At 66.5% G+C, this 15,808-nt stretch carries 12 protein-coding genes; 8 read left to right on the top strand and 4 right to left on the bottom strand.

Annotated elements, in window-relative coordinates; translation table 11 throughout:
- The 3 genes from AAF184_20710 to AAF184_20700 form a co-directional block, all read left to right on the top strand.
- On the top strand, positions 1–4,202 hold a 4,202-nt coding region (locus AAF184_20710), incomplete at its 5' end, for a crosslink repair DNA glycosylase YcaQ family protein (GenBank protein ID MEO0424770.1).
- Positions 4,203–4,219: 17 nt separating this feature from the next.
- A complete protein-coding gene (locus tag AAF184_20705) occupies positions 4,220–5,065 on the top strand; it encodes a DNA-formamidopyrimidine glycosylase family protein (GenBank protein MEO0424769.1) in 846 nt (281 codons plus the stop codon).
- 55 nt (positions 5,066–5,120) lie between these two features.
- Positions 5,121–6,050, top strand: coding sequence for a Gfo/Idh/MocA family oxidoreductase (locus AAF184_20700; GenBank protein MEO0424768.1), 930 nt, complete (start codon positions 5,121–5,123; stop codon positions 6,048–6,050).
- Positions 6,051–6,065: 15 nt separating this feature from the next.
- Here the strand turns inward: AAF184_20700 and lpxA are convergent, their stop codons facing one another.
- Complete coding sequence (gene lpxA / locus AAF184_20695) at positions 6,066–6,842, bottom strand: acyl-ACP--UDP-N-acetylglucosamine O-acyltransferase (GenBank protein ID MEO0424767.1); 777 nt, start codon at positions 6,840–6,842, stop codon at positions 6,066–6,068.
- A 610-nt stretch (positions 6,843–7,452) separates the two neighbouring features.
- Between lpxA and AAF184_20690 the strand changes: the two genes are divergently transcribed.
- From AAF184_20690 to AAF184_20675, 4 genes are read left to right on the top strand one after another with little or no spacing between them, the layout of a single operon-like run.
- Positions 7,453–9,729: an AsmA family protein gene (locus AAF184_20690; protein ID MEO0424766.1), complete on the top strand. Its 2,277-nt coding sequence runs from the start codon at positions 7,453–7,455 to the stop codon at positions 9,727–9,729.
- Positions 9,710–10,351: an SRPBCC family protein gene (locus AAF184_20685; protein MEO0424765.1), complete on the top strand. Its 642-nt coding sequence runs from the start codon at positions 9,710–9,712 to the stop codon at positions 10,349–10,351. The genes AAF184_20690 and AAF184_20685 overlap by 20 nt, the downstream gene beginning before the upstream one ends.
- Positions 10,348–11,448, top strand: coding sequence for an A/G-specific adenine glycosylase (mutY, locus tag AAF184_20680; GenBank protein ID MEO0424764.1), 1,101 nt, complete (start codon positions 10,348–10,350; stop codon positions 11,446–11,448). Before AAF184_20685 ends, mutY begins: the two co-directional genes overlap by 4 nt.
- Positions 11,449–11,466: 18 nt before the next feature.
- Entirely contained in the window at positions 11,467–11,742 is a 276-nt protein-coding gene (locus AAF184_20675) for an oxidative damage protection protein (protein ID MEO0424763.1), read from the top strand.
- A gap of 7 nt (positions 11,743–11,749) precedes the next feature.
- Here AAF184_20675 and AAF184_20670 read toward each other — a convergent pair whose 3' ends face one another.
- The 3 genes from AAF184_20670 to egtB are packed head-to-tail and all read right to left on the bottom strand — an operon-like array spanning position 11,750 to position 14,957.
- Positions 11,750–12,640 carry a hypothetical protein gene (locus tag AAF184_20670; GenBank protein ID MEO0424762.1) on the bottom strand — a complete coding sequence of 297 codons (891 nt, stop codon included), beginning with the start codon at positions 12,638–12,640 and terminating at the stop codon, positions 11,750–11,752.
- Between the two features lie 10 nt (positions 12,641–12,650).
- The gene (gene egtD, locus AAF184_20665) at positions 12,651–13,625 is read right to left on the bottom strand and encodes an L-histidine N(alpha)-methyltransferase (protein MEO0424761.1); all 975 of its coding nucleotides are present in this window, start codon (positions 13,623–13,625) and stop codon (positions 12,651–12,653) included.
- 18 nt (positions 13,626–13,643) lie between these two features.
- Entirely contained in the window at positions 13,644–14,957 is a 1,314-nt protein-coding gene (gene egtB / locus AAF184_20660; protein ID MEO0424760.1) for an ergothioneine biosynthesis protein EgtB, read from the bottom strand.
- A 126-nt stretch (positions 14,958–15,083) separates the two neighbouring features.
- On the opposite strand from egtB, the gene AAF184_20655 reads away from it, so the two are divergent.
- The coding region (locus tag AAF184_20655; GenBank protein ID MEO0424759.1) for a hypothetical protein at positions 15,084–15,808 on the top strand (725 nt) is incomplete at its 3' end.

Below are 15,808 nucleotides of genomic sequence, written 5' to 3'. Positions count from 1 at the left end.
GCGACACCCCCCAACGGGACCGCCAACGCCAACAACGCGACCCAGCCGAGATCCTCGTCACCACCCCCGAATCCCTTTTCCTCCTCCTAGGCTCCAAAGCCCGCGCCACCCTGGCCAGCGTAGAGACCGTCATCATCGACGAGGTCCACGCCTTAGCCCCCAACAAGCGCGGCGCCCACCTGGCCCTCTCGCTGGAACGCCTGAGCGCCCTCTGCGACCGCGACCCCCAACGCATCGGCCTGTCCGCCACCGTCCGCCCCCTAGACCAGGTAGCCGCCTACCTAGGCGGCGATCGCGAAGTCGAGATCGTCGACGCCGCCGCCCCCCCACGCCTCAAGCTCCAGGTCTCCGTCCCCGTGCCCGACATGCAACACGCGGACGAACGCCACGAACCTGCCGAAGACGAAGGCGGCTCCATCCTCGGCGAACTCTACGCCCGCGAGGTCGCCACGCCACAAACCGAGCGCGGCATATGGCCCGCGATGTACCCAGAGCTCATCCGCCGCATCCGCGAAGCACGCTCGACGATCGTTTTCGTTAACAGCCGCGGCCTCTGCGAGCGCCTCTGCCAACGCCTCAACGACATCGCCGAGGAAGAACTCGTCCGCGCCCACCACGGCAGCGTCTCCCACGAGAAGCGCGCGGAGATAGAAGAGGGCCTGAAGAGCGGCGCCCTACCGGCCATCGTCGCCACGTCATCGCTGGAACTCGGCATCGACATGGGCGCGGTCGATCAGGTCCTGCTCGTCGAATCCCCCGGCGCGGTCTCTCGCGGCCTGCAACGCGTCGGCCGCGCAAGCCACCAGGTGGGCGGCGAGAGCCTCGGCTACATCTACCCGAAGTTCCGCGGCGACCTCCTCGAGTGCGCCGTGATCTCCTCGCGCATGCTCACGGGCAGCATCGAGGCGATCAGCGTGCCGACCAACGCCCTCGACGTGCTGGCCCAGCAGATCATCGCCATGTGCGTGGACGCGCCCCGCTCGACGGAGGGCCTCAAGCGCATCATCCGCCGCGCCTGGGGCTACCGCGAACTCTCGGACGACGCCCTCAACGCCGTGCTGGAGATGCTGTCGGGCACCTACCCATCGTCCGAGTTCGCCGACCTGCGTGCCCGCCTGAGCTGGGACCGCAGCACCGACGAACTCACCGCCCGCCGCGGCACGCCCATGGTCTCGCGCATGAACGCGGGCACCATCCCGGACCGCGGCTACTACGGCGTCTTCCTCGGCGAAGGTGGCCCCCGCGTCGGTGAACTGGACGAGGAAATGGTCTTCGAGACGCGCCCCGGCGACGTCATTCTCCTCGGCGCCAGCAGCTGGCGCGTGGAGGGCATCAACCGCGACCGCGTCCTCGTCGCCCCCGCGCCCGGCGAACCGGGCCGCCTCCCGTTCTGGCGCGGCGACGGCCCGGGCCGCCCGGTGGAACTCGGCCGTGCCCTCGGCGCCTTCACCCGAGAGATCGGCGAGCGCTCCCGCGAGCGTGCTCGCGCCTGGGTGATGGAGCAGGTGCCCCTCGACGACTACGCGGCTGACAACATCGTTGACTACGTCACGGAGCAGCGCGAGCACACGGGCACCTTACCCACGGACAAGCGCATCACCATCGAGCGCTTCCGCGACGAGCTGGGCGACTGGCGCGTCTGCATCCTCACCCCCTTCGGCTCGCGCCTGCACGCCCCCTGGGCGATGGCCCTGCAACAGCGCTTCGGCGAACACGCCGGCTTCGACGTGCAGATCATGTACACGGACGACGGCTTGGTCCTGCGCCTGGCCGATGCCGAGGAGCTGCCCGACACCGACGCCCTGATCCCGGAGCCCGAGGAGCTGGACGAACTGGTCACCCAGGTGCTCTCGGGCACGAGCATGTTCGCCTCGCTCTTCCGCGAGAACGCGGTACGCTCCCTGCTCCTCGCGAGGCGCAACCCGAAGTCGCGCAATCCCCTTTGGGCCCAGCGCCTGAAGTCGCGCGAGCTGCTCGCCGTGGCCCTGCGCTACCCGAGCTTCCCGATGGTGCTGGAGACCTACCGTCAGGCGATGACGGAGGTCTTCGATCTGCCCGGTCTGAAGGATCTCCTGCGGCAGATTCGCGCCCGCGAGGTGAGGGTGGACGATGTGGAGACGCGCTCCGCCTCTCCCTTCGCCCGTTCCCTCGTCTTCGCCTACGTGGCGGCCTACCTTTACGAGCAGGACGCGCCCCTGGCCGAACGCAAGGCGCAGGCGCTCACCCTCGATCGCAACCTCCTATCGGAATTGCTCGGTCAGGCAGAACTGCGCGAACTCCTCGATCCGGCGGTCCTGGCCGACGTCGAGCAGGAGCTGCAAGCCCTCACGCCCGAACGCCAGGCGCGCGATGAGAACGAGGTCCATGACCTGCTCCGCCGCCTCGGCCACCTGGGAGAGGACGAGCTGCGCGCTCGCACCCAGACGCCGGATCAGGTGGGCACCTGGCTCGTCGCCCTGGAGAACTCGCGCCGCGCCGTGAACGTCACGCTCGGCGGCGAGCGCTACTGGATCGCCGCGGAGGACGCGGGCGCCTACCGCGACGCCCTCGGTTGCATGCCGCCGCCGGGTCTACCCGAGCGATTTATCGCCGCTCAGGAGGCGCCGCTGGATCAGCTGATCCGCCGCTACGCGCGCACCCACGGACCGTTCACCACGCGAGAGGTCGCAGCACGCTTCCATCTGCGCCCGGCGCAACTGGACGCCGTCCTGCGCGGACTCACCAGCGGTGGTGTCCTGGTCAACGGCGAGCTGCGCCCTGGCGGCGCGGAGCGCGAGTGGTGTGACAACGAGGTGCTCCGCCGCCTGAAGCGGCGCACGCTTGCCCGCCTGCGCAACGAGGTGGCCGCTGTCGATGGCGCGGCCCTCGGGCGTTTCCTGCCCCGCTGGCACGGGGTGGGTGCGGGCGGCGAGGGTCGCGGTGCGGCGCGCCTATTGGAAGTGATCGGTCAGCTGGAGGGAATGGCGCTGCCGTGGTCCCTCCTGTCCCAGGTACTCCTGCCGGCGCGGGTACCAGACTTCGACCCTCAGCTACTGGACATGCTGTGCGCGAGCGGCGAAGTGATTTGGATCGGCTGTGCGCCCCTCGGCGGTTCCGACGGTCGCATCGCGCTCTATCGCCGCGCCAACGCGCGCCGACTCCTCGAGACGCCGGTGCCCATGGAGACCACCGACGAGGTGCACGACGCGCTCCTCAAGCACCTGACGAATCGCGGTGCCTCCTTCCTCTCCGAACTCACAGACGCCGCGCGCGAGGCGAAGCCGGGCCTCGCGATGGAGGACTTCAAGGCGGCCCTGTGGGATCTCGTCTGGGCTGGCCTCGTGACCAACGACACCTTCGCCCCCTTGCGCGGCATCGGCCGCCGCACGCCTCGCCGCAGCCGCCGCGGTGCGCACGAAGCCTTGGCAGGGGGGCGCTGGTCCCTGGTCAGCGGCCTCGTGGATCCGTCGCTCAACGACACGGAGCGCGCGGTCAATCGCGCCCGCATGCTCCTCGATCGCTACGGCATCGTGAGCCGCGAGGCGGTGCAGAGCGAAGGCCTGAGCGGTGGCTTCAGTCCCCTCTACCGCGTGCTGCAGGGGATGGAGGATGCGGGCCGCGTGCGCCGTGGCTACTTCGTCGAAGGCCTGTCGGGAGCGCAGTTCGCAGAGCCTGGCGCCGTCGATCGCCTGCGCGCCGCCCGCCAGGGCGACGAGGGGGCTCGCTATGACGATGAGCAACCCGATCGCTACGACGAGGACGACGTGCTGCTCCTCGCCAGCCAGGATCCTGCGAACGTCTGGGGCGCGCTCCTGGCCTGGCCCGAGACCAGCGCCGGCGAGGCCCTGCGCCCGCGCCGCGCGGCGGGTACCTGGGTGGTGCTGGTCGATGGGCGTCCCGTGCTCTGGGTGGGCGTGGGCGGCCGTCAGCTGGCGACATTTACCGACACGCTAGGCAGCGATCGCGGGGAGCTTGAGCTCGCCTTACAAGCGCTGCACCGCATCCCAGTGACCAAGGGCAAGGCCTTCCACATCGAGCAGATCGACGCGACCCCGGCCCACGAGTCGGTGCTGGCGGACACGGTGCTCGAACACGGTTTCGTGCGTGATCACAAGGGCTTCCTGCCGGAGCGTGGCCTCACCGCCCCGGGCAGTGGGCGCGGCGGCAGCCGTCGCGGTTCGCGACCGCGCGGCACGGGCCGCGGCCGATCCTTCGCGCGCTAGCAGGGCGGAGTACCGGGATGCCCGAAGGCGATACGATTCATAAGGTAGCGGCGGCGATGCGGCCGCGGCTACGGGACGCCACCCTCGCCGATGTCTGGGCGCGCGATCTCGATCTGAGTCGCCTGCGCGGCGCGCGGGTACTCGACGTCGACGCCCTCGGTAAGCACCTGGTGATCAGCCTCGAAGGCGATCGCTCCCTGCGCTCCCACCTCGGCATGCACGGCAGCTGGCACCGTTACCCGGTGGGCAAGCCTTGGAAGCGGCCGCGGCGCCAGGCCTCGCTGATCCTGGCGACGGCGCAGGACGAGTTCGTCTGCTTCAACGCTAAGGAGGTGGAGTGTTTGCGCACGGCAGGTATTCGCAACGCCAACTTCGTGGCGCGCCTTGGCCCGGATCTCATCGCCGACACCCCTGCGCCGGCGTTGCTCGTGGCGCGCACGCGTGAGGTGGGCGACCCCGACCAGCTGCTGGCCGACGTGATGCTCGACCAGCGCCTGGCGTGCGGCGTAGGTAACGTCTACAAATCCGAGGTGCTGTTCCTGGAGCGCTGCAATCCCTGGACGCCCCTGAGCGAGATCAGCGACGAGCAGCTCCTGAAGCTCTGGACCCTGGCGGCAAGGCTCCTGCGCGCCAACCTGCACGGCGGCCGCCGCGTCACGCGAGACATCGAGGACGGTCGGGGGCGCCTGTGGGTGTACGGCCGGTCAGGCCAATCCTGCCTGCGCTGCGGGCGCACGCGCATCGCGGCCAAACGTATGGGCGTGAATCACCGTTCCACCTATTGGTGTCCGCGCTGTCAGCCGCAGACGCCCGACGGGCGGGATCGCCACGCGACACGTTTTCGGCGTAGCCCCTGCGCCTGAGCGCGCCAGCGTATACTGCGCGCTGCACAGCAAACGGTAGAAGGACGCACGCGCAGTGAAAGCCGCGGTCATTGGCATGGGATACCTGGGCAAGTTCCATGCACAGAAGCTGGCCCAGAACGAGCAGGTCACCCTGGCGGGCATCGCCGACGTGAGCGCCGACGCGCGCGAAACGGCCGCCGCGGCGTACGACGGCGTGCACGTGACGGGTGACTACCGTGAGCTGATCGATAAGGTGGATGCGGTCACCGTCGTCACCCCCACCACCTCCCACTACGAGATTGCGCGCACCTTCCTCGACGCCGGTAAGCACGTGCTGCTCGAGAAGCCGATGACCGTCACGGTGGAGCACGCTGATGAGCTCATCGCGCTGGCGAAGGCCAAAGGTGTGGTGCTGCAGATCGGGCACCTGGAGCGCTTCAACCCGGCGACCGAAGCGATGGAGGAGCGCGCCGACGGGCCACAGTTCTTCGAGACCTATCGCGTGGCGCCCTTCCGTGAGCGCGGCGTCGAGGTGGACGTGGTGCTGGACCTCATGATCCATGACATCGACATCGTGCAGACCCTCACCGATCGGCCGATCGTCGACGTGGTGGCCAACGGCACGGTGGTGTTCTCGGACAAGCCGGACATCGTGAATGCGCGGCTGCAGTTCGAGGGCGGGTGTGTGGCCAACCTCACGGCCAGTCGCGTCAGCACCAAGACGGAGCGCAAGATCCGCATGTTCCAGCAGAACGCCTACATGTCGGCCGATCTGCACCTGCGCTACCTGAAGATTGCCACCAAGCAGCCGCCCGCCGCGGGGGATGGACCTAAGCTCGAGATCGAGCAGTTCGAGTATCCGGAGTACGATGCGCTCAAGCTCGAGATTGAGGACTTCCTCGGCGCTATCGCGAGGGGTGGTCAGCCCCGGGTGACCGGCGAACAGGGGCGGCGAGCGCTGGAGACGGCGGTGGAGATCAGCCGGCTGATCTCGGCAACCTAACGAAAGCGCTCGGCTTCAGTCGCTAGCCCAGCCGCTGAGCCCGCGCTTTGAGCTTTCCACGAAGGCGCGCAGACGCTGCAGTTCTTCCGATTCATCGCTGGTGGCGCTCGGCAGTTCGTCGCCGGCGCGCAGCGCCCGCATGGCGCCTTCCAGCGTGCGGTAGCGGGTGCCGCTGATCCCGCGGCGGCGCAGGCCGATCGTATTCAGGCGGAAGTGGCGGCAGGGATCGCCACTCGAGAGTGTGTAGGGCAGTAGATCCTTGCGCACTGCCGACTGGCCGCCGAGCATGGCGAAGGCGCCGATGCGCACGAACTGATGCACGAGCGCGCCGCCGCCGATGGTGACGCCATCGCCCACCTCCACGTGCCCGGCAATTCCCGCGTAGTTGGTCATCGTGACCTCATCGCCGACGATGCAGTCGTGAGCGATGTGGGCGTAGCCCATGAAGTAGCCGCGCGAGCCGATACGGGTGGCGCCGCCAGGCTCGTAGGCACGATTGATCGTGACCCCTTCTCGGATCACGTTATCGTCGCCGATAAGTAGCCAGGTCTCGCTGCCGTCATAGCCGCGATGCTGAGGGGGTTCGCCGAGCACGACGTGGGCGGCGAGCTGGTTGCGCTCGCCGAGGCGAGTCCAGCGGCGAAGTACGCAGTGAGGCCCGATCTCGCAGCCTGCACCGATGATCACTTCGTCTTCGATGACGGCGTACGGGCCCACACGCACCTCATCGGCAAGCTGGGCCGATGGTGCGATACAGGCGGTGGGGTGGATGAGAGGAGACGGTGAGGCCACTACGCTTTCCTTCGCTAGGCCGCGAACACGAGGTGTGGGCGGCAATATAGCAGCGAAGGAGCAGCGTTAGGCAGTGGCGTCAGCGCCGGGGCTAGGCCTACGCGGGCCTAACGATCAGGGGTCGATCAACGACCCCATTCGGCGTAGTGGTTGGCGCGGCGAGGGTTGGCGGAACGCTCATCTTCCTCATCCCAGTTGTCGCGCACCTGCTGGCACCAGTCTTTGTAATCGTCCCAGCTCTTCACAGGTAGCTCCCGGCCTTGGCCACCGGGGCGCTCCTTACGGGGCTGCGTAACGCTTCGATCTACGAACAGACCATAGCGGCGGAAAGCTTCTAGGTGTCTCACTCGATGACTCCCAGTCAACGCGTCAAAACGAACGAGTGCACGGTATCCGTCAGGGGGTGTCATTGCAGTGACGCTATTCACAGGCCCCGAGTTTTCCTTGATCCGCTAATAACTTAAACCATCTGAGCAGACATAACTAGCGAAGTTCTGTTACCCAGTGTCACTTCCTTGGCGTGTATTTTCTGACGCTTCGGGCTTATGGTGACACCCATTATCCTGGCGCCGCTCCTGGTGCCATCGAGCGACAGAGGAATAGAGGGTTCATGGGCAGTTTTATCCGGTGGGTCGCAATCGCGATCGGCGCGTTGGTGTTGTTGGTGGTCGCCGCGGTGGGGATCTTCGTTGCCACCTTCGATGCGAACGATCTCAAGGACCAATTAGTTGCCGCTACAAAGGAACAGACGGGGCGGGAGCTCACCATTGAGGGTGACATCAAACTAAGCGTTTTCCCCTACGTCGGGTTCTCACTTGGTGCGACTCGCCTGGCCGATGGCGAGGGCTGGGGCGATGAGCCTTTCCTCGCCTTCGATGGTGCGGCCGCGAGTGTGCGCCTCCTGCCCCTGTTCACGGGCAAACTCGAGGTGGGAGAGGTGCGCTTGGAAGGGCTGAGCCTCAAGGCCGTCACCGCCGCCAACGACACCAACAACTGGGACGATCTGGTCGCGATCGGCCAAGGCGACGCGCCTCCCGCGGAGTCCAGCGAGTCCTCGAGCGAGTTCGATTTGGCCAACGTCACCGTCGGTGGCGTGAAGCTCGCCGATGCCCAGCTCTCCTACGAGGACAAGGGCGAAGGCACCCGCTACGCGATCACCGACTGGGACCTCACCACCGGTGCCTTCCGTCTCGGCCAACCGCTGGACATCGACACCAGCCTGCAGCTCGAAGCGAAGAACCCCGATCTTGCGGGCACGATCACCGCGCGCGGCACCGTGATCCCGAACGAGTCGCGTACGGTGCTGAACAACCCCGATCTCACCGTTCAAGTGAGCGGTGAGATGCTCGAGGCCCTGTCTGCCCTGAACCTACAGATCGAGGCGGAGCAGCTGTCCGTCGACAAGTCCGGCCCCTTCGACCTGAAGGCGCCGGTGATTCGCGCCAAGGCGGAGAGTGGGGATTTCGGCGAGCCCCTCGATGCTCGCATCGAAGCGACTAGCCTGTCCGGCGACCTCAAGTCCGAGACCCTCTCGCTCACCAATCTCACGGCCACGGCCTGGGACATGAAGATGCGCGGCGAGCTCCAGGGCAAGAACGTGCTGAGCAAGGCCAGCATCAACGGCAAGATCGCGATCGATGAGTTTTCACCGAAGAGCGTCGCCGAGAAGGCCGGTGCGCCGCTCTCGCCCACGGTGGACCCGAAGGCCCTCACGCGTGCGGCGCTGAGCGGCAATTTCGCCATCACGCAGACGTCGGCCCGCTTCTCAGGGCTGGAGCTGACCCTGGACGACACGAAGTTCACCGGCGATCTCGCCGTGGCGGACTTCGATCGTCAGGCCCTGCGCTTCGATCTGAAGGGTGATCAGCTGATCCTCGATCGCTACATGGCGCCGGCGCCGGAGCAGCCCGTGGCGGTGGATCCGGACGCGGTGGCCATTCCGGCGGAGGACATCCGCAAGGCCGACATCGACGGCAAGCTGTCCCTCGGCACGCTGATGCTCTCGGGCCTCACCGCCACCAACGCGGAGGTCACCCTCAAGGCCTCCAACGGCACCCTGCGCATCCATCCGTCCACGGCGGATATGTACGGTGGCAAGTACCAGGGCGATATCCGCATCGACGCGAGCGGCGAACTGCCGGTGCTGTCGCTCAACGAGCGCCTGCAGAAGGTGGACTTCGGCGCCCTGGGCAAGGACGTCTTCGACCAGCAGAACCTCACCGGCCAGCTCGATGGTCGCATCACCCTCAAGGGCATGGGCGTCACCCAGACGGCCATCCTCAACACCCTCGGCGGCGACGCGCAGTTCTCCTTCCTCGACGGCGCGATCGTCGGCATCGACATCGCCCACGAGGTGCAAAAGGGCATGGCAGCGATCGGCCGCGGTGCGGCACCGTCGGGTAACGGCGATGGCCGCACGGAGTTCGCCGAGCTCAGCGGCACGGCGCAGATGACCGATGGCGTAATGACCAACAACGATCTCATCGCCCGCTTGCCCTTCATCCTGGTGGGCGGCAAGGGCACGGTGAACCTCCCCGAGGACACGGTGAAGTACCGTCTCGACATGCAGTTCCAGAAGAGCCCGGAACTCCCGGATGGAGCGTCTGACCTGCTCGGCTTGAACCTGCCCATCGTGCTCAGTGGCAACCTGTCCCAGCCGGGCCCTGGCTGGTTGGACTTCGGCGGTACGGCCGGCGCGCTGGTCAAGCAGCGCGCTGAGGAGGAGGTCGACAAGTTGAAGGACAAGGTGCTCGGTGGGCTGCTGGGCGGCGGCAGCGAAGATGGTGAGGAGGGCGGCGAGGACGACGCCAAGAGCGACGTCAAGAAGGTGCTCGGCGGCCTGTTCGGAGGCAAGAAGAAAGACAAGGATGACGACGGCGACAATTAGCCCACCGGCTTCCACGCGCGCCGCCCGCCGGGCGGCCGCGGCCCTGCTCGCGGGTGCCTGCCTGACGCCGCCCCTGGCAGGTGCTGCGCAGATGCTGTCGCTGAAGGTGAAGCGCGACGGCCCGCGCTACTTCGTCGAGTCCCACGCGCTTATCGATGCACCGATCGAGGCGGTCTACGACGTGCTGATCGACTACGACCGCCTGCACGAGCTGACCAGCACCTTCGAGGAGACCCGCATCGTCGACGGCGCTGAGAACGAGGAGCAGCGCCTGGTCTACCTCCGCGCCCGCGGCTGCGTCGCCTTTTTCTGCAAGACCATCATTCGCTACGATCGCCTGGAGCTCGAGCGGCCGCGCGACATCGTGGCCGTCGCCGTACCTGCCCCCGATGCGGATGTCGAGGGCGATGAGCAGGCCGTAGCGTATTCCTACTCCCATTGGGAGCTGAGTGAAGAGGAGGATGGCACCCACGTGCTGTACTCGATGGAGATGGAGCCACCGTTTTGGGTGCCACCTCTGGTGGGGCCCTGGGCGGTGAAGCGCAAGCTCGCCTCGGGGGCCGGCGATGCGGCCCAGCGCGTGGAGCAGCGGGCCCTCGGGCTACCGGTGGTTCTGGATTGACCGAATCGACCGACGCCGCAGGCCCGAGCGCCGAAGACCTCGCCCCCTTCGCTGACGACCTGCTCACCTGGGCGGCGACCTACGGCCGCCACGACCTGCCATGGCAGCGCGAACGCACGGCTTACCGCGTGTGGGTCTCGGAGATCATGCTCCAGCAGACTCAGGTGGCCACGGTGATTCCCTACTACGAGCGCTTCATGCGCCGCTTCCCGGACGTGCGCACCCTGGCGGCCGCACCCCAGGACGACGTGCTCCACCACTGGTCGGGCCTCGGCTACTACGCCCGCGCCCGCAACCTGCACGCCGCCGCCCGGCTCATCCAGGCCAAGTACGGTGGCACCTTCCCGCAAGAGCTCGAGCAGGTGCACGCCCTGCCAGGCGTGGGTCGCTCCACCGCCGGCGCGATCCTCACCCTGGCCGGCGGCCAGCGCCATCCGATCCTCGACGGCAACGTGAAGCGCGTCCTCGCCCGCTACCACCTGGTGGAGGGCTGGCCCGGCGACCCGAAGGTGGAGCGTGGGCTGTGGACCCTGGCGGAAGCGCACACGCCGGAGCGCGAGCGCGCGGCTGCCTACACCCAGGCGATCATGGACCTTGGGGCCATGGTCTGTAAGCGCAGCAAGCCTCTGTGCGGTGGGTGCCCGGTCGTCGAGGGATGCGGCGCCCACGCCGCGAAGCGCCAGGAGGAGTTTCCCCACAAGCGCCCGCGCAAGGCGACGCCGCTCAAGACCGTGCGGATGCTCATCGTGGTGCGGGAGGATGAGCAGCAGGTGTTGCTCGAACGGCGCCCGCCTGCGGGCATCTGGGGCGGCCTGTGGAGCTTCCCCGAGCAACCGCTGGAGGAGGATCCCAGTGCATGGGTTGAGGCCCAGCTGCGGGCGCAGGTGCGCGATTCGCAGGAGTGGCAGGTGCTCCGCCACACCTTCAGCCATTACGCCCTCGACATCACCCCGCAGGTGCTGCGCATCTCCGCGCCGCCCGAGGGCGTCATGGAAGGCACTTCGCGGCTCTGGTATAACGTCGGCGAATTGCCCGAGATCGGTCTCGCAGCGCCCGTGGAGAAGCTGCTCTCCCGCCTCGGCGACGCTGCCTCATAACTCCATCAGGTACCCCTCATGACAGACAAGGTTCAGTGCGTCGTCACCGGCGAAGAAGGTGAAGCCCTCGGCTACACGCCCTACCCAGGTGAACTCGGCGAGCGCATCGAGGCCAGCGTCTCGAAGCAGGGGTGGAATCGTTGGCTCGCTCACCAGACGATGCTGATCAACGAGTTTCGCCTCACGCCCTTCGAGCCGAAGGCGCGCAAGTTCTTAGAAGACGAGATGGAGAAGTTCTTCTTCGGTGAGGGCTCGTCGGCGCCTGAGGGCTACGTGCCGCCTGAGAAGTCTTGAGCCGCGGTTACGGCTGCGGGTTGGCCAGGTACTGGTAGTAGTAGTCCTGACCCTGCGCTTCGGCTTCGGCCTGCGCTTGGGGATCCAACTGACCTCGAAGGTCATCCAGCCACGAAGCCATCCACGGTTCGTCGTTGGCGATCTGTACGGCGAAAAACCAGGATAGCGCCTGCGCCGGCTCACTTGCACGCAGCTGGATGCCGTCCCGGCTTTGCCTGACCGGAACGGTAAACCCATTCGCCAGACGCTTCGCCAGATGAGTCGCTGCGGGGAGATCCCCGCCCGTGGCGGCGAACTCCAGGTAGTCGAGGCCCAGGTATTCACTCGCCGCGTACGCCACCATGTCGCTCTGGCTCAGGTCGCGCAGTTCCTCACTCTCAAGCTCGACGAAGTAGGTGGCGTTGAGGCCGTACTCGCGAGCCGCATCCACATGTCCTTCGTCAGCCGCCTGACGGAGCAAACGTCCGGCCAGCTGCTTCTCGGGCGGGATGTCGTCGCAGTCGTATTGGGAGAGATCCAGGGCGGGTAGCGGTAGCCCCTCCTCACCGGCCTCGCGCACGGGCGAGTTCTCCGTCAAGCACAGCAGCACGACCATGCCAACTTCGTAGGCGGCGTCGAGGTCGCCTTCCTCCGCTTGCGCCATTCGTGCGTAGAAATCTGCGGCGATCGACGCAGCTTCTGGAGTTGCCGGTGAGTTTGCTGAGGGCCCCTGCTGCGAGGGCGCTACGTCCGCTGGCGGCGGCTCAGGGGTCGCTTGGACTGTCCGCGCCGACTCCGGCGCGATCTGGATCCGTTGGGCGGTGGTGGAATCGGGCGTGTCTGGTCCACCGCCGAACGCCCAGAGCAGGGCGCCGACGGCGAGTACCGCTACGAGAGCGGCGGCCAGGCGACCGTCCACGCTGCTTACCTTATACGACCTCTAGGTACTGCAAGCTGAACCACTGACGCGGATCAGTCCACACCTTGGCCACCCTAAAGCCTGCCGTCTCCGCCAGGTTTTCGAACACCTCGAGGGAGTACTTGTGCGAGTACTCGGTGAGGATGAATTCACCGGCGGCCAGATCGAATTCCTCGCCGTCGATCTGTACGGTCTGCGCCACCCGGCTCACGAGCTGCATCTCCATGCGCGAGCGCGTGGCATCCCACACGGCGCGGTGGAAGAACATTTTGACGTCGAAGTTGGCGTCGAACTCGCGGTTCAGGCGGGTGAGGATGTTGAGGTTGAAATCGGCCGTGACACCCTGGGCGTCGTCGTAGGCCGGCACGAGGATCTCCTCCGGCTTCACCAGATCAGCACCGATCAGTGCGCCACCGCCTTTCTTGGCGATGCGTCGCACGGTGGAGAGCAGCTTATAGGCCGCGCCGAAATCGAGATTGCCGATGGTCGAACCCGGGAAGTACACCACGTTGCGCTTCGGGGCGATGCGCGGCGTGGGCAGCTGGAACGGCTCGTTGAAGTCAGCGCAAACGGGCAGGACTTCCACCGCCGGGTAGTCCGCGGCCAGCTTGGTGGCAGCGGCCATCAGGTGATCGCGTGAGATATCGACGGGCACGTAGGCCGCGAGCTCCGGGATACGCTCCAGCAGCAGACGTATCTTCATGCTCGAGCCGCTGCCGAGCTCGATCAGCGAGGCCTCGGGTCCGATGCTCGAGGCGATCTCCCCCATGCTCGACTCCATGATCGAGAGCTCCGTGCGCGTGGGGTAGTACTCGGGCAGCTCGGTGATCGCGTCGAACAGCTGGGAGCCGCGCTCATCGTAGAGCAGCAGCGTGGGCAGGCGCTTCTGCGCGCGGCGCATGCCCTGGTGAATAGCGTCGCGCAGATCACCGGTCTGCGGGTGCAAGTCGAGCAGCGTGGGCGCTGCGGGGCCGAATTTGGCCATGGGGCCTTCCTTGCCTTCTCAGGCGTCGTGGGCAAGACGCACGCCGCTGAACTGCCAGCGCGCATCGGGATAGAAGAAGTTGCGATAGGTGGCGCGCAGGTGCGAGCGCGGTGTGGCACAGGAGCCGCCGCGCAGCACGACCTGGCTGCACATGAACTTGCCGTTGTACTCCCCGAGGGAGCCCGCCAGGGGTTCGAAGCCGGGGTAGGGCGTGTAGGGGCTTGCCGTCCACTCCCACACATCGCCGTAGAGCTGTGCGAGGGGTGAGGTGAGATCGTTGACTTGTCCAACGAGAGTGGGTGCAGCGCGCTGCACGGGGCGTGGGTGGAACTGATCCTCCTCCGCCAGGTTGCCCTCCAGGGGCGCGTAGGCCAAGGCCAGCTCGAGCTCAAACTCCGTGGGTAAGCGCTTGCCTGCCCAGCGGGCGAAGGCGTCGGCTTCGTAGAGGCTCAGGTGGCAGACGGGGGCATTCAGTGCGAGGTCGACCTGACCGTTCAGGGTGAACTCGCTCTCGAGGTCTTCCGACCAGTAGAAGGGGCGGGTCCAGCCTTCCTGCTGCAGGCGGGTCCACGCATCTGCCAGCCAGAGCGAACAGTTCTGATATGCGCCATCGCGAATGAACTCGCGGTACTCACCGTTCGTGATCGGTCGGTTGGCGAGGGCGTGGGGGCGCACGAGCACTTCGTGGCGAGGGGTCTCGTTGTCGAAGCAGAAACCGTTCGCGGAGGTGGCGCCGAATTCGATCAGGCCGTCGGGGCCGGGTACGAAGGTGAGCGGCGCCGGGTCACTGCTGGTGCTCGCCCAAGGCGTGGGCTCGCGGAAGACTGGACGCATCGGGTTTACCGAGAACACGTGCTTGATGTCGGTGACCAACAGCTCTTGATGCTGCTGTTCGTGGTTCAGTCCGAGCGTGAGCACGGTATCGAGGGTGGGCGATGCGCCCTGTTGCTCGATGAGTGCGAGCACCTGCTCATCCACGTGCTCGCGGTAGCGCAGCACATCGGCGAGGGTGGGCCGCGAGAGCAGACCGCGCTGCGCCCGTGTAAACATTTGTCCAACCGTGTAGTAGTAGGAGTTGAACAGGTGATCGTAGGCGGGATCGAATTCGCGGTAACTGGGCGCGTGCTCTTTGAGTACGAAGCGCTCGAAGAACCATGTGGTGTGCGCGAGGTGCCATTTCGTGGGACTGACGTCCGGCATCGACTGCACCACCGTATCCTCCGGCGCGAGCGTTTCGCAGAGGAATAAGGAGCGCTGGCGCACGCGTAGATAAGACTTCGCAAGCCCAGCGTCGCTGGTCTCAGCGACGGGCGTATCGGTAGAAATAGACATGGGGAGGCGAGCGCTTGCAGGAGCGCCCCGCTATGGGTTGATCGTGAGATTATAACAGACTCTTAACTTAACCGACCTTGTCAGCCACTGGCGAACTGCCGCCCCCAACGCTTCGGCGCCCACTGAGTGATATTTTCCCTCCCCATTCAACGCCCCTGGGCGACCGCGCTCGTATCCCTGCTGTTGGGCTTCTCATTGGCCGCCGGCATACCGCGGTTGTCGATCGACGACGACCTCTACGTTTATTTCAGCGAAGGCGATCCGAAGTTACAGGAGCTTGAAGCCTTCGAGCGCACCTACACGAGTGAAGACTACGTGGGGTTCGTGGTTGTGCCGGCAGACGGTGACGTGTTCACCCCGCGCACGCTCGAAGCGGTGCGTGCCCTAAGCGAGCTCACCTGGCAGCTGCCCTACTCGCAGCGCGTGCTGTCGCTCGCGACCTATCAACACTCTAAGTCGCAGGGCGATGAGCTGCAGGTGGGGCCCCTCATCCCGCTGCGGGGTGATTTGACCCAGGCGCAGGCGGACGCCGCTCGCCAGATCGTGCTCAGTAGCCCTGAGACGCTAAACCGCTATGCTGCCGATGGTGCCCGCGCCACCACGATCTTCATTCGCCTGGCGCTGCCCAAGCCTGTCACCAGCGAAATCTATCGCGAAGTGGTGGTGGAGGCACGGGAGCTGCGCGATGCCTTCGAGGCGGACTGGCCGGGGATCGATCTCTCCCTATCGGGCACGGTGGTCACGAACGTGGTGCTGGGCGAGGCCGTGGCGAGCGACTTCACCACGCTGATTCCCCTCACCGTGCTGACCATCGCCTGCGGCCTATGGCTGCTCTTCGCGAGCGCGCCGGC

The sequence above is a fragment of the Pseudomonadota bacterium genome (assembly GCA_039815145.1).
In the GTDB taxonomy this organism is placed as follows: domain Bacteria; phylum Pseudomonadota; class Gammaproteobacteria; order Steroidobacterales; family JBCBZW01; genus JBCBZW01.
This window is presented reverse-complemented; position numbering and strand designations above follow the sequence as displayed.